At 73.0% G+C, this 14435-nt stretch carries 12 protein-coding genes; 7 read left to right on the forward strand and 5 right to left on the reverse strand.

The window, feature by feature from the left end; translation table 11 throughout:
• Nucleotides 1–9 precede the first annotated feature (9 nt).
• The 5 genes from ACFO4E_RS03940 to ACFO4E_RS03960 form a co-directional block, all read right to left on the reverse strand.
• On the reverse strand, nucleotides 10–567 hold the full coding sequence (locus ACFO4E_RS03940) for a GTP-binding protein (RefSeq protein WP_378571955.1): 558 nt from the start codon (nucleotides 565–567) through the stop codon (nucleotides 10–12).
• Nucleotides 568–580: 13 nt separating this feature from the next.
• Nucleotides 581–940 (reverse strand): DUF742 domain-containing protein, encoded by a 360-nt coding sequence (locus ACFO4E_RS03945; protein WP_378571629.1) that lies wholly within the window; start codon nucleotides 938–940, stop codon nucleotides 581–583.
• 53 nt (nucleotides 941–993) lie between these two features.
• Nucleotides 994–1419 carry a roadblock/LC7 domain-containing protein gene (locus ACFO4E_RS03950; protein ID WP_378571630.1) on the reverse strand — a complete coding sequence of 142 codons (426 nt, stop codon included), beginning with the start codon at nucleotides 1417–1419 and terminating at the stop codon, nucleotides 994–996.
• 98 nt (nucleotides 1420–1517) lie between these two features.
• Complete coding sequence (locus ACFO4E_RS03955; protein WP_378571631.1) at nucleotides 1518–2612, reverse strand: sensor histidine kinase; 1095 nt, start codon at nucleotides 2610–2612, stop codon at nucleotides 1518–1520.
• A gap of 1390 nt (nucleotides 2613–4002) precedes the next feature.
• The gene (locus ACFO4E_RS03960; protein WP_378571632.1) at nucleotides 4003–5049 is read right to left on the reverse strand and encodes a LacI family DNA-binding transcriptional regulator; all 1047 of its coding nucleotides are present in this window, start codon (nucleotides 5047–5049) and stop codon (nucleotides 4003–4005) included.
• A gap of 341 nt (nucleotides 5050–5390) precedes the next feature.
• On the opposite strand from ACFO4E_RS03960, the gene ACFO4E_RS03965 reads away from it, so the two are divergent.
• The 7 genes from ACFO4E_RS03965 (at nucleotide 5391) to ACFO4E_RS03995 (ending at nucleotide 14345) form a co-directional block, all read left to right on the forward strand.
• Complete coding sequence (locus ACFO4E_RS03965) at nucleotides 5391–6845, forward strand: sugar ABC transporter ATP-binding protein (RefSeq protein ID WP_378571956.1); 1455 nt, start codon at nucleotides 5391–5393, stop codon at nucleotides 6843–6845.
• Nucleotides 6846–7122: 277 nt separating this feature from the next.
• Entirely contained in the window at nucleotides 7123–8160 is a 1038-nt protein-coding gene (locus ACFO4E_RS03970; RefSeq protein WP_378571633.1) for an ABC transporter permease, read from the forward strand.
• Nucleotides 8150–9202 carry an ABC transporter permease gene (locus ACFO4E_RS03975; protein WP_378571634.1) on the forward strand — a complete coding sequence of 351 codons (1053 nt, stop codon included), beginning with the start codon at nucleotides 8150–8152 and terminating at the stop codon, nucleotides 9200–9202. The genes ACFO4E_RS03970 and ACFO4E_RS03975 overlap by 11 nt, the downstream gene beginning before the upstream one ends.
• Before the next feature lie 81 nt (nucleotides 9203–9283).
• Nucleotides 9284–10357, forward strand: coding sequence for a rhamnose ABC transporter substrate-binding protein (gene rhaS / locus ACFO4E_RS03980; RefSeq protein ID WP_378571635.1), 1074 nt, complete (start codon nucleotides 9284–9286; stop codon nucleotides 10355–10357).
• A 57-nt stretch (nucleotides 10358–10414) separates the two neighbouring features.
• On the forward strand, nucleotides 10415–10732 hold the full coding sequence (locus tag ACFO4E_RS03985) for an L-rhamnose mutarotase (RefSeq protein WP_378571636.1): 318 nt from the start codon (nucleotides 10415–10417) through the stop codon (nucleotides 10730–10732).
• Between the two features lie 190 nt (nucleotides 10733–10922).
• Nucleotides 10923–12089 carry an L-rhamnose isomerase gene (gene rhaI / locus ACFO4E_RS03990; RefSeq protein ID WP_378571637.1) on the forward strand — a complete coding sequence of 389 codons (1167 nt, stop codon included), beginning with the start codon at nucleotides 10923–10925 and terminating at the stop codon, nucleotides 12087–12089.
• Between the two features lie 204 nt (nucleotides 12090–12293).
• Nucleotides 12294–14345, forward strand: coding sequence for a bifunctional aldolase/short-chain dehydrogenase (locus tag ACFO4E_RS03995; RefSeq protein ID WP_378571638.1), 2052 nt, complete (start codon nucleotides 12294–12296; stop codon nucleotides 14343–14345).
• The last annotated feature ends 90 nt before the right edge of the window (nucleotides 14346–14435 follow it).

A 14435-nucleotide genomic window follows, 5' to 3' on the forward strand; every position in this document is an offset into this window, starting at 1 on the left:
CATGGGGGCTCAGCCGACGGGGGTGGCGGCCGCGTTGGTGGCCAGCGCGTAGCGGAGCAGCGTCTTGAGCACCATCCCGCCCGAGGACCGGTCGCGGGCGTCGAAGTCGATGATGGGGACGTCGTCGCTGACCTCCAGCGCCTCGCGCACCTGGTCGACCGAGTACTCCAGCCGGCCGTCGAACTTGTTGAGCGCGACGATGTAGGGGATGCGGCGGTTCGTCTCGAAGTAGTCGACCGCGTCGAAGCTCTCGGCGAGGCGGCGGCAGTCGACCACCACGACCGCGCCCACGGCTCCGCGCACGAGGTCGTCCCACATGAACCAGAACCGGGCCTGGCCGGGCGTGCCGAACATGTACATGATCAGCTGCCGGTCGACGGTGATGCGCCCGAAGTCCATGGCGACCGTGGTCGTCACCTTCCGGGGCGTGGCCGAGGTGTCGTCGTAGTCCACGCTCGCCTCGGTCATCACCGCCTCGGTGGTCACGGCGGGGATCTCCGACACCGAACTGACGAGCGTGGTCTTCCCGGCGCCGAAGCCCCCCGCGATGACGATCTTGGTCGACATCTTGGTCTGGATGTCATTGGAAAAGTCGTTCGAGACCACGAAGCGCCCTTTCGAGAACCTGATTTTCCGACGGGCTGTTGCCCGTGATGGTGGGGTGGATGTAGACGAGGCCGAGTTCCGCGAGGTCGCTCAGGAGGACCTGGGCGACCCCGAGCGGGATCTTCAATTCGGCCGCGACCTCGGCGACGGAACGCGTCTCCCGGCACAGCAGATAGATGTTCTGCGATTCGGGCATGAGATTCGCCGGCGGATCATTGCTGGGATCCGCGGTCGAAACGAGCGTCTGCACCATGAGCGGATGACGCGACCTGGTCCTGCCCCCCGTGAAGGTGTAGGGGCGGATGCGCGTACTCCTTCGCCTGCGGTAGCTCATAACTGTGGCAACCTCTTCATGATTCAGGTCCAGCCGTTCCTGGCACCGCCGACTCAGTTTCCGATCACTTCGCGCAGCTCGGAACGCAGCTGCGGCGTGAGCGCGTGGCCGACGTTCTCCACGAGGCGCGTCATCTGGTAGGCGACGATCTTCATGTCCGCCGCCGGGGAGCTGAGCACCGCCAGGCAGGAGCCGTCACTGATCGACATCACGAACAGGTGCCCGCCCTGCATGCGGACGATGAGCTGCTCGCAGGTCCCCTTCGCGAACAGGTTCGCGCCGCCGACGGCGAGGCTGTGCAGCCCGCTGGCGATGGCCGCGAGTTGTTCGGCGTTCTCCTCCGGGAAGTCGCGCGATGAGGTGAGCAGCAGCCCGTCGGAGGAGACCACGATGGCGTGCTCGACCCCGTGCACCTCACCGACGAAATTGGAGATGAGCCAGGTGAAATTCTCCGCGTTGGCGCTCAACTGGTCGTTCATGGCTGTCCCTGCCTCTTGACTGCTGTTTAGGGGTCGTATGCGTGCGCGGCCGGCGGGCCGCGCGGTGGGGCGCGATCGTGCTGTGCGGGGCCATCGCGCTAGTCGTTCGTTTCGGTGGCGGCGCGCTCGCCCTCCATGAAGCCGCCGAGGTCGTCGCGGATCCGCTCGGCCCGCGCGCCGGGCGTCTCGGCGGGACGCGGCGTGAACCCGTGCTGGACCGGGGCCGCGGCCGCTCGCGCGGGGGCGTCGGAGCGGCCGGCGCTGCGGCGGGGCAGGCCCGCCGCCGTGAGTCCCGACCCGCCGCCGGTGCGCCCGGGGCCGCGGGAACCCGCGGGGGCGGGCGGCGCGATCTGCGCGCGCGGGTGCGGGGTGACCGTGGGCATGGAGCGGGTCGGCCGCTGCTCGGGGGCCTCGGGACGCGGACCGAACGCGGTGAGCAGGCGTTCGGGGATGACGCTGTAGGCGCTGGTCCCCCGGAAGGAGCGTCCTTCGAGCTGTACGCGCAGCCCGTGCCGGTGGGCGATGCGGCTGGCGACGTACAGGCCCATGTGCCGCATGACGCGCTCGTCGAGAACGGGGGTACCGCTGAGGCGGGTGTTGAGGTCGGCGAGCTGGTCGGCCGGGATGCCGATCCCCTCGTCCTCGACGGTGATCAGCAGGCCGCCCTCGGCGCGGGTCTGGCCGCTGATGACCACCTGGGCGTGGTCGGGCGAATGCGTGGTGGCGTTGTCGAGCAGTTCGGCCAGCAGGTGGCTGATGTCGTCGGCCGCGGCGCCCGCGACGAAGATCTCGGGCAGCCGGCCGATGTGCACCCGGCTGTAGTCGCGGATCTCGGAGGTGGCGGCGCGCGCGACGTCGAGCAGGGGGACCGGCTCGATGTTGGGGTCGCTGCCCTCCTGGTCGGCGAGGACCAGCAGGTTCTCTCCGTTGCGGCGCATCCGGGTGGCGAGGTTGTCGATCTCGAACAGCTTGTCGAGCAGTTCGGGGTCCTCGGCGATGTCCTCCAGCTTCTCCACGATCGCCAGGAGGGAGTCGACCAGGGCGAGGTCGCGCATGGCCAGCCCCGCCAGGGCGTCGGTGAGCAGCTTGGACTCGCGGGCCCGGGCGCCGGACGGCGGGGCGCCGGCGGGCGGCCCGGCGGGCACCGCCCCGGCCTGCCAGGACTGCGTCGGCGGCCGGTGGGCCGGGGGCATGGGTGTGGTGGGCGGGCCCGCGTACGGCCCGGTGGAGGGCGCGGCGGGTCGTGCCGGCGGGGCGGTCGGCTGTACCGGTACCTGTGCGCGCACGGCGGCCTGCGGCGGCCGGTGCGTCGGGGCAGGGGGCTGCTCCGGGCCCGGGGGCCGGGCCGACGGCGCGGGGGCCGGCGCGGGCGGCGCCCACGGCGACTCGCGCGGTGCCCGGCGCAGCCCGCACCAGGACAGGAACCTGCGGAACCGTCCGCCGCGCCCGGACTCCGGCGCGCCCGTCATCTGCGCGCGGGGATGGCCATCGCTACCTGGCGGTGAGGGCGCCTGTGCCACAACACGCCTCCTCGTTTCGGGTGGGGGTGGACAACGACAGTGGCCCTGGGGCGCACCGGTCGATCGGCACGCCGGTTCACACATGGGCCACACGGGACGCCCGCGTCCGATGCTCCGGGCGTCGCCGACATGACATGGAGAGCTTCCGGATTCGCCTTGCCGTGGGGTGTTCGCTGTCGTTTCACCGGATCATGCGGTTCATCCGGAAAATGCGGCACACCCCAAAGAAAGTGCTCCTCCGATCGCCTGAGATATTCGCACGGACAACGCACTGTTTTCAGTGGAACCGTTAATGATCGACCGATTCAACCGCGAGCCTAGCAAAGGAGGTCCGCGACATCAGGCGCTTCGAGAGATCCACCATCGAAACGCATGACCAGGTACGACGCGTTCGGATGCGAGGTAACGCAGACATCGACCGCTATGTCGGAATATGATCCATTGTCACTCGTCCGCGTTCGATGTGAGATTTGATGAAGGTGGTGAATTCGCCGGAGGAGGGAGAAAACCCCCGCGGCGGACGGCGACCGCCCGGACTCCATTTCCGCCGCGTTCTTCGAGGCAGGGACCGCCGCGCCCGGCCCCGCGGCGGGCGTCCGGCCCCGGGGCCCCGGGGCGCGCGCCGGCGGCGGGCCCGGCACAGGGGAAGTGGCCGCCGGGGGGACCCGGCGGCCCGGCGGCCGCGTCGCGCACGGGGCGCCCCGGCGGTGCGATCCGCCCGGTGGCGCATCGGGTTGCGCGGGAGAAATCGATGCAATTGCGCAAATGCACATGCATAAGATGCCTTTGCGGGACACCGCCGGCGGGACGGCGCTCCCGACCGCGTCCGCGCACCGCGGCCGGGCCTCCCCGGCGCTCCGACCTGGGCCGGAGTCGCCAGCGGTCGGCGCGGTCGCCGCAACCTCAGGAGAGGTCCGGAGTCCTGTGGGGTCGTCGCCCGCCGGAGTCCGAGCTCGCCATTCCGCGTGACCGCTCCCGATACGCCGGCTCGGAGAGGACCTGGGACACCGGCCGGCGCCGCCCGCCCGTCAGGCTCTCGGTGGCGTCCCGCCCGAGCGGGACGTCACTCGCGCAGGGCGGCGGTGGAACCGCGGACGATCAGTTCGGGCGCGAAGCGCATCTGCTCGTGGCGGTGGCCGGTGTCGTGGAGCTCCGAGAGCAGGAGCCGCATGGCGGCCCGGCCCAGCTCGTACTTGGGCTGGGCGACCGTGGTGAGGCCGGGGTGGACGAGCGCGGAGAACCCGACGTCGTCGTAGCCGACGACGGACAGGTCCGCGGGCGCGCCGAGCCCGCGCTCTCCCAGGCCCTTCAGCACGCCGAGCGCGAGTTGGTCGTTGGCGCAGAACACCGCCTGGGGGCGCCGGCGGGGTCCGCCCGCGAGGACCTCCTCGACCGCCTTCTCCCCCGCTTCGGCGGTGAGCTGCGGGGTCCGCACGACGCGCACGGCGTCGTCGGGGTCGATGCCGGACTCGGCCAGGGCGGCGCGCAGCCCGGCCAGGCGGGTGCGGCACTGCTCCAGCCCCTCGGGCCCGCTGAGGTAGGTGATCCGCTCATGCCCCAGGTTGATCAGGTGCCGGCCGGCGGCCGCCCCGCCGGCGTGGTTGTCGACCGCCACGCTGCACCCGGTCTCGGCGCCGACGTCGCCGCGGTCGAGCAGCACCCAGGGCACCCCCTGCTTGCGCAGCCACAGCAGGTCGGCGGTGTCGCCGTCGACCGGCATGACCACGGCCCCCGCGGCGCGCTGCTCGGCGAGCAGGCGCAGGGAGCGCTGCTGGCGCTGCTGCTGTTCGGCGGAGTTGAGCAGGACGACCGCCAGGCCCTCGCCGGCCGCCACGTCCTCGACGCCGCGGGCGACCTCCGTGAAGAAGGGGTTGGTGATGTCCAGGACGAGCAGGCCCACGGAGTCGCTGCGGCCCGAGCGCAGGCTGCGGCCGGAGGAGTTGCGCACGTAGTCGAGGTCGCGGATGGCGTCTTCGACCCGGGCCCGCGTGGCGTCGGCGACCCGCTCCGGGCGGTTGAGGACGTTGGAGACCGTCCCGGGGGAGACGCCGGCGCGGGCCGCGACGTCGTTGATGCCGACGGGCCGGCGGACGCCTTCTGTCGAGGACAACGCTGCTTCTCCGAGGGCTCGGTGGATCTGGGCGCTCATGTTCACAGGTCGATTAAAACGTGTCAACGGCCGGAACGCACGCCGGAGTCGCACGTCAGGCCGGAGGGACCCGAAGTACGACCATACGCGACGGTCGAGACACCCATGGTGACGAACGGGCGATATCGCCCCGACCCCCTTGACGCTCGTCGTGTGACCCACCTAACGTCCTCCTCAATTGAAACGTTTTTCCACCGCGTTCGCGACGTGCGTGGCACCCGAGCGAAGGAGGAGCCGTGACCGCCCACCCGCCGACGGCACCTCCGCCCCTCTCCCTGATCGGCGTGGCGAAATCCTTCGGGATGGTCGCCGCCCTCCAGGGCGTCTCACTGGAGCTGCGCGCGGGCGAGATCCACGCGCTCTGCGGTGAGAACGGGGCGGGGAAGTCCACGCTGGTGAAAACGATCGCCGGGGTGCACCGCCCCGACCAGGGGCACGTCGAGGTCGACGGGAGGCCCGCCGTCTTCACCGCCCCCGCCGATGCCCGGCGCGCGGGCGTCGCCGTCATCTACCAGGAGCCGACGCTCTTCCCCGATCTGACGGTGGCCGAGAACATCTTCATGGGCCGCCAGCCGCTGGCGCGGGGGCGGCGGATCGACCGCGCGGCCATGCACGCGGCCACCGACCGGATCTTCGCCCGGCTGGGCGTGCGCATCGCCCCCGACCGGCCCGCCCGCGGCCTGTCCATCGCCGATCAGCAGCTCGTGGAGATCGCCAAGGCGATGTCCCTCGACGCGCGCGTGCTGGTCATGGACGAGCCCACGGCGGCGCTGTCGGGGGTCGAGGTGGAGCGGCTGTTCTCCGTCTCACGCTCGCTGCGCGACGACGGAGCGGCGGTGCTGTTCATCTCGCACCGCTTCGACGAGGTGTTCGCCCTGTGCGACCGCGTCACGGTGATGCGGGACGGCCGGCACATCTCGACCGACCCGGTCGCCGGGCTGACCGTGAACGCCGTGGTCCGCCGGATGGTCGGCCGCGACGTCGGCACCCTCTACCCCAAGCAGGACACCGAGCGCGGCGCGCCCGTTCTGGAGGTGGCCGGGCTGACCCGGCGCGGGGTGTTCGCCGATGTCTCCTTCACCGTGCACGCCGGCGAGATCGTCGCGCTCGCCGGGCTGGTGGGCGCCGGGCGCAGCGAGGTGGTGCGCGCCGTATTCGGCGTCGACCGCTACGACTCCGGGGCGGTGCGCGTGGCCGGCCGCCCGTTGGCACCCGGGCGGCCCGCCGCCGCCATGGCCGCCGGCGTCGCGCTGGTGCCCGAGGACCGCCGCCAGCAGGGGCTCGTCATGGAGGCGTCGATCGAGCGCAACGCCACCCTGACCCGGCGGTGGCGGCTGAGCCGGTTCGGGCTGCTGCGCCGCGGCGCCGAGGAGCGGGCGACGCGGGTCTGGGCCGAGCGGCTGAGCCTGCGGTCGGGGCGGTTCACCGATCCCGTCTCCACGCTCTCGGGCGGCAACCAGCAGAAGGTGGTCCTGGCGAAGTGGCTGGCCACCGAGCCGCGGGTGCTCATCGTCGACGAGCCGACCCGGGGCATCGACGTCGGGACCAAGGCCGAGGTGCACCGGCTGCTGTCGGAGCTGGCCGGGCAGGGGCTGGCGGTCGTCATGGTCTCCAGCGAGCTGCCGGAGGTCCTGGGCATGGCCGATCGCGTCCTGGTCATGCACGAGGGGCGGATCACCGCCGGGCTCTCCCGGGCCGAGGCGACCGAGGAGTCCGTCATGTACGCGGCGACGGGACAGAAGGAGGCCGCTGTCTGATGCTCGGGCCAGACCACGGACCGGGGCGGTACCGCCCCCGGTTCCCGCAGTGGCCGGCGCCGCCGGCCCGCCACCGGCGCACCGGACCGCCCGCGTCCGCGAACGGCGGGCGGCGGCCTACGCGGCCCGCCGCCGGCACCCCCGCCGGCACGGAGCCGCGCGGCACCGGCACACCGCTGGAACGCGCACGGTGCCGGCCACAGGCGGGACCGCGAGCGGCGGGGCCCTCCGCGGCACACGTCCGCGGCCGCGCGGCGGGCCGGGACGGAGGCCGGCGATGAGCGCCCCCGCTGCGCCGCCCACCGGACGGCACGGTGCCGGCGCCCCCGCCGCCGGGCGGCGGTTCCGGCAGGTCCGCGAGCTGGGGATCCTGCTGGCCCTGGTGCTGCTGGTGGCGGCCACCACGGCGTACAACCCCAACTTCCTGTCCGGGCAGAACATCCGCGACCTCCTGCTGGGCGCGACCCTGCTGACCATCCTCGCGGTGGGCCAGTCGATGGTCCTCATCACCCGCAACGTCGACCTGTCGGTGGGGTCGGTCCTGGGGCTGTCGGCGTTCGCCGTGGGCACGCTGTTCGTGTCCTTCCCCGGGCTGCCGCTGCCGGTGGTCGCGCTCGCCGGGGTGCTCATCGGCACCGTGTGCGGCGTGGTCAACGGCGTACTGGTCGCCGCCGCCCGCGTCCCGGCGCTGGTGGTCACGCTGGGCACGCTCTACATGTTCCGCGGGATCGGCTACTGGTGGGCGTCGGGCCGGCAGGTCAACGCCGCCGACATGCCCGCCGCGTTCCTGGGACTGGGCCGGACGACGGTGCTCGGCATCCCCGTTCCGGCGCTGATCGCGCTGGCCGTCGTGCTGGCCGCGGGCTGGTACCTGGGCTCCTACCGCAGTGGGCGCGAACTCTACGCCGTCGGATCCGAGCCGAGCGCCGCCCGGCTCAGCGGCATCCCCGTGGACCGGCGGGTCTTCCTGCCCTTCGTCGTCAACGGCTCCCTCGCCGGGCTCGCCGGGGTGCTCTACGCCGCCCGGTTCGGCACGCTCGACGCCACCGTGGGCACGGGCCTGGAGCTGGAGGTCGTGGCCGCCGCCGTCGTGGGCGGGGTGGCCATCTTCGGCGGCAGCGGCACCGTGTACGGCGCGGCACTGGGCGCCCTGCTGCTCACCACCATCGGCGCTGCGCTGCCGATGCTGCGGATCGACTCGTTCTGGCAGCAGGCGGTGGTTGGCCTGCTCATCCTCGTCGCGATCGGACTGGACCGGCTCCTGGCGGTGCGCGCCGCCCGCCGGCTCCGGGGAGGTGGTTCCCATGGCGCCTGACATCGGCGCGCCCGCCGCCGGCACCGCTCCCTCCGGGCCGCGCCGGCCGGGCGCCCTGCCGGGCCTGCGCCGGGCCCTCGCCACCCGCGAGACCTCGGTCATCGGAGCACTGCTGGTGTCGGTGCTGGCCGCTTCCCTCGTCGTCGAGGGCTTCGCGAGCGGCCGCAACGGCGGCTTCCTCGTGCTGGACATCGCCTGCATCGCGCTGATCGCGCTGCCGATGACGCTGGTCGTCATCACCGGCGAGATCGACCTGAGCGTGGCCAGCACCCTCGGGCTGACCAGCGCGGTCATGGGGCAGCTGTGGGTGATGGGGCTGCCGCTGGAGACCATCGTGCCGCTGTGCCTGGTGCTGGGCGCCGTGCTGGGCGCCGTCAACGGGCTGCTGGTGACCGTGGTGGGGCTGCCCTCGCTGGCGGTCACCATCGGCACCATGGCGATGTACCGGGGGCTGGCCTACGTCGTCCTGGGCGACCGGGCGGTCGCCGATTTCCCGTTCTCCTGGACCGGCGGGGCCACGGCCCGGCTGCCCGGGACCGACATCCCGTGGGTCGCGCTGCTGATCGCGGGACTGGCCGTCGTGTTCGGCGTGGTGCTGCACGCCACCCCGGTGGGGCGCGCCCTGTACGCCATCGGCAGCAACGACGAGGCCAGCCGGTTCTCGGGGATCTCGGTGCGCGCCACCAAGATCTGGCTGTTCACCGCGTCGGGCACCGTCGCGGCGCTGGCCGGGGTGTTCTGGACGCTCCAGTACGGCAGCGCGCGGGCCGACAACGCCGCGGGCCTGGAGCTGTCGGTCGTGGCCGCGGTGCTGCTCGGCGGGGTGTCGATCTTCGGCGGCAGCGGCACGCTGCTCGGCGTGGTGGGGGGCGTGCTGCTGCTGGGCACGGTCCGCAACGCCCTCCAGCTGGCCGATGTGTCCTCCGATGTCCTGTCCATCGTCACCGGACTGCTGCTGGTGGTCTCGGTGGTCCTGCCCAATACCCTCGCGCGGATCCGCGAGCGGCGGCGCAGACCCGGCGCACCGCCGGGTCGGGGCTGAGAGGGCCCGCACCCCTCGGTCCGCACCCCTCCGATGCACCGCCCGTCCCCCGCCCCCTGCACGAACACGAGGTGAGCCCCCATGTTGCGAACCCGGATCAGATACGGCGTGACCGCCGCGGCCGTCGTCGGCGTGATGCTGGCGAGCGCCGCCTGCGGCGGCACCACCCGCGGCGACGCCGATGAGCCCGGCGGCCAGGGCGCCGCCGGCGAGGCCGACCCCGGCGCGGAGATCCCCGACGGCCTGGCCATCAGCTTCCTGCCCAAGCAGCTCAACAACCCCTACATGACCTACGCCAACAGCGGTGGCGAGGAGGCGGTGGCGGAGCTGGGCGGGGAGTACAAGGAGGTCGGCCCCTCCGAGGCGTCTGCGTCGTCGCAGGTCAGCTATGTCAACACGCTCAGCCAGCAGGGCAGCGACGTCATCGTGATCGCGGCCAACGACCCCAACGCGGTGTGCGGTGCCCTGAACCAGGCCCGCCAGGCGGGCGCGGCGGTCGTGGCCTACGACTCCGACACCGCCCCCGACTGCCGCGACATCTTCATCAACCAGGCGACGGCGGAGGACATCGCGGCCGTCCAGATCGAGATGATCGCCGAGCAGATCGGCGGCGAGGGCGAGATCGCGTTCCTGTCGGCCACCCCCAACGCCACCAACCAGAACACCTGGCTGGAGCTGATGGACGAGGAGCTCCAGAAGGAGGAGTACGCCGGCATCGAGGTCGTCGACACGGTCTACGGCAACGACGAGGACCAGAAGTCCTTCAACGAGATGCAGGCGCTGTTGCAGAGCCACCCGGATCTGGCGGGCGTGGTGTCGCCGACGACCGTCGGCATCGCCGCCGCGGCGCGCTACCTGAGCGCCTCGGACTACAAGGGCGAGGTGGCGCTCACGGGCCTGGGCACGCCCAACCAGATGAGCGAGTACGTCGAGGACGGCACGGTCGAGGAGTTCGCGCTGTGGGACCCCAAGGACCTGGGGTACCTGGCCGCCCACGCCGGTGCCGCGCTGGCGGCCGGGCGGATCACCGGGGCAGAAGGCGAGACCTTCGAGGCCGGGCGCCTGGGCGAGTACACGGTCGGGGCGGACGGCGAGGTCGTGCTCGGCCCGCCGACGGTGTTCGACGCCGACAATGTCGCGGACTACGACTTCTGACCCCTCCCGCGGGCGGCCGGAGGCCGCCCGCGGGGCGTTCACGAGAGGACGGGTGGCATGCAGCGCGTCTGCTTCCTGCTGAAGGTCCGCGAGGACCGGCTCGCGGAGTACCGCGAGCGGCACGCCGCGGTGTGGCCGGACATGCTGGCCGCGCTGAGCGGGGCCGGGTGGCGCAACTACTCGCTGTTCTGCCGCCCCGACGGCCTGCTGGTGGGCTACCTGGAGACCGACGACTTCGCCGCGGCGCAGGAGGCCATGGCGCGGACGGAGGCCAATGCCCGCTGGCAGGCCGAGATGGCTCCGTTCTTCGAGGGGCTGGACGGCCGGCCGGACGAGGGCATGGTGCCGCTCACCGAGGTCTTCCATCTGGCGTAGGGGCGCGTTCGCGATGAATCGATTCACCTGCCGCCCGCCCCCTGCGGTCCGGCCGCCGCTCCAGCGGGCGGCCGGCCCCGGACGGCCCGGGGCCCCTCCCGCGGCCCGCGGGACGCCGCTCCGGCACGCCCGGGCACCCTGACCGGCCCGTTCCTCCCCTCCGAGACCGCGATGTTCGAAGGAGTCCCCCATGACCGACCTCGGCGCCGTCGCTTCAGCGCTCCGCCAGCAGGCCATCGAGCTCCCGTCCTGGGCGTTCGGCAACAGCGGCACACGCTTCAAGGTGTTCGCCCGCGCCGGAGTCCCCCGCACGCCGCAGGAGAAGATCGCCGATGCCGCGCAGGTGCACCGCCACACCGGCATCGCGCCCAGCGTGGCGCTGCACATCCCGTGGGACACCGTGGACGACTACGCGGCGCTCGCCGCCCACGCCCGCGACCTGGGTGTGCGGGTGGGGGCGATCAACTCCAACGTCTTCCAGGACGACGACTACATGCTCGGGAGTGTCACCCATCCCGACGCCAAGGTGCGCCGCAAGGCCCTCGACCACCTGCTGGCCTGCGTGGACATCATGGACGCCACCGGTTCCACCGACCTCAAACTGTGGTTCTCCGACGGCACCAACTACCCCGGCCAGGACGACATCCGGGCCCGCCAGGACCGGCTGGCCGAGGCGCTCGCCGCGGTCCGCGACCGGTTGGGCGAGGGACAGCGGTTCCTGCTGGAGTACAAGCTGTTCGAGCCCGCGTTCTACACCACCGACGTGCCCGACTGGGGCACGGCCTACGCCCACTGCGTGAAGCTGGGCGACAAGGCGCAGGTGGTGGTCGACACCGGGCACCACGCGCCGGGCACGAACATCGAGTTCATCGTGGCGTTCCTGATGCGCGAGGGAAAGCTCGGCGGGTTCGACTTCAACTCGCGGTTCTACGCCGACGACGACCTGATGGTGGGGGCGGCGGACCCGTTCCAGCTCTTCCGGATCATGCACGAGGTGGTGCGGGGCGGCGGCCACCTGGCGTCGTCGGGGATCGCGTTCATGCTCGACCAGTGCCACAACATCGAGCCGAAGATCCCCGCGCAGATCCGCTCGGTGCTCAATGTCCAGGAGGCGACCGCCAAGGCCCTCCTGGTCGACACCGCCGCGCTGGAGGCGGCGCAGCTGACCGGTGACGTCCTGGGGGCCAACGGGGTGCTCATGGACGCCTACAACACCGATGTCCGGCCGTTCCTGGCCGACCTGCGGGCCGAGCAGGGGCTCGACCCCGACCCGATGGCGGCGTTCGCCCGATCCGGCTACCAGGACCGGATCGACGCCGAGCGCGTGGGCGGCCGGCAGGCCGGCTGGGGTGCCTGAGCGATGCCCCCGAACGCCCCCGCCCGGGCCGCGGCCGCCGAGCCGTCGGTCCCCTGCCAGGAGCCCGGCCGGGGCAACGGCGGGCCCCCGCTCGTCCGGGCGGCCGGCATCCGGCCGGGCTAGCCGCGCCCCGGCGAACACCACGGAGGCGCCCGGCGCCCCGGCGACCGACACCCGCACCGACCGACATCCCCAGGGGACGACATGACCGAGCAGACCCATCCCGAGGTCGCCGCGCTGCTGGAGCGCTCGCACCGGCTGGGTGCCGACCCGCGCAACACCAACTACGCCGGCGGCAACGCGTCGGCCAAGGGGGAGGCGACCGACCCGGTCACGGGCGAGCCCGTGGAGCTCATGTGGGTGAAGGGCTCCGGCGGCGACCTCGGGACGCTGACCGAGGCGGGGCTCGCCGTACTGCGCCTGGACCGGCTGCGCGCGCTCGCCGGGGTCTACCCGGGGGTGGATCGCGAGGACGAGATGGTCGCGGCGTTCGACTACTGCGCCCACGGCAAGGGCGGCGCGGCGCCGTCGATCGACACCGCGATGCACGGCCTGGTGGAGGCGGCGCACGTGGACCACCTGCACCCCGACTCCGGAATCGCGCTGGCGTGCGCGGCCGACGGCGAGCGGCTCACCGCCGAGTGCTTCGGCGGCCGGGTGGCCTGGGTGCCGTGGCGGCGGCCCGGCTTCCAGCTGGGGCTGGACATCGCCGCCATCAAGCGCGCCAACCCCGGGGCGATCGGGGTGATCCTCGGCGGGCACGGGATCACCGCGTGGGGCGACACCGGCGACGCGTGCGAGCGCAACGCGCTGGAGATCATCCGCACCGCCGAGGAGTTCATCGCCCGGCGCGGCGAAGGCCGGCCCCACCCGTTCGGCGCCGAGGTCGCGGCCCTGGCCCCGCTGCCCGTGGCGGAGCGGCACGCCCGGGCGGCGGCCCTGCTGCCCGTGGTGCGCGGGCTGGCCTCGACCGACCGGCCCCAGGTGGGGCACTACACCGACAATGACGCGGTGCTGGACTTCCTCTCGCGCGAGGGGCACCCGCGGCTGGCCGCGCTGGGCACCTCCTGCCCGGACCACTTCCTGCGCACCAAGGTGCGCCCGCTGGTGCTGGACACCGCCCCCGACGCCCCGCTGGAGGAGGCGGTGGCCCGCCTGCGCGAGCTGCACACCGGCTACCGCGAGGACTACCGCGCCTACTACGAGGGCCACGCCGCACCGGACTCCCCCGCCATGCGCGGCGCCGACCCCGCGATCGTCCTCGTGCCGGGGGTGGGCATGTTCTCGTTCGGCCCCGACAAGCAGACGGCGCGGGTGGCCGGCGAGTTCTACGTGAACGCGATCAACGTGATGCACGGCGCCGAGACGGTCTCGTCCTACGCGCCCATCCCGGAGTCGGAGAAGTTCCGGATCGAGTACTGGGCGCTGGAGGAGGCCAAGCTCCAGCGCCGGCCCAAGCCCAAGGCGCTGGCGTCGCGGGTGGCCCTGGTGACGGGCGGCGGATCGGGGATCGGCCGGGCCGTGGCGCTGCGGCTGGCCGCCGAGGGCGCGTGCGTGGTGGTGGCCGACCGCGACGCCGGCAGGGCGGCCGGGGTGGCCGCGGAGATCGGCGGGGCGGACGCCGCGATCGCGGTGGCGGCGGATGTCACCGACGCCGGGCAGGTCGCCGGCGCGGTGCGGGCCGCGGTGCTCGCGTTCGGCGGCGTGGACCTGGTGGTCAACAACGCGGGGCTGTCGATCTCCAAGCCGCTGCTGGAGACCACCGACGCCGACTGGGACGTCCAGCACGGGGTGATGGCGCGCGGCTCGTTCCTGGTGTCCAGGGAGACGGCCCGGGTCCTGATCGAGCAGGGGATGGGCGGTGACATCGTGTACATCTCCAGCAAGAACGGGGTGTTCGCGGGGCCCAACAACGTGGCCTACGGGGCGGCGAAGGCCGACCAGGCCCACCAGGTGCGGCTGCTCGCCGCCGAACTGGGCGGGCACGGGGTGCGGGTCAACGGGATCAACCCCGACGGAGTGGTGCGCGGATCGGGGATCTTCGCGGGCGGCTGGGGCGCCCGGCGCGCGGCGGTCTACGGGGTTCCCGAGGAGGAGCTGGGCGCGTTCTACGCCCAGCGGACCCTGCTCAAGAGGGAGGTCCTGCCCGACCACGTGGCCAACGCGGTCTACGCCCTGACCGGCGGCGAGCTCAGCCACACCACCGGCCTCCACATCCCCGTGGACGCCGGGGTCGCCGCGGCGTTCCTCCGCTGACCGCCGGTCTCCGCCCCGGCACGCTCCCTTGCGCGCACGGCCGGTGGGCCAGGGCCACCGGGGCGGGTCGCAGCAGGTCAGGACGGTTTG

Source organism: Nocardiopsis mangrovi (genome assembly GCF_042653925.1).
GTDB lineage: Bacteria > Actinomycetota > Actinomycetes > Streptosporangiales > Streptosporangiaceae > Nocardiopsis_B > Nocardiopsis_B mangrovi.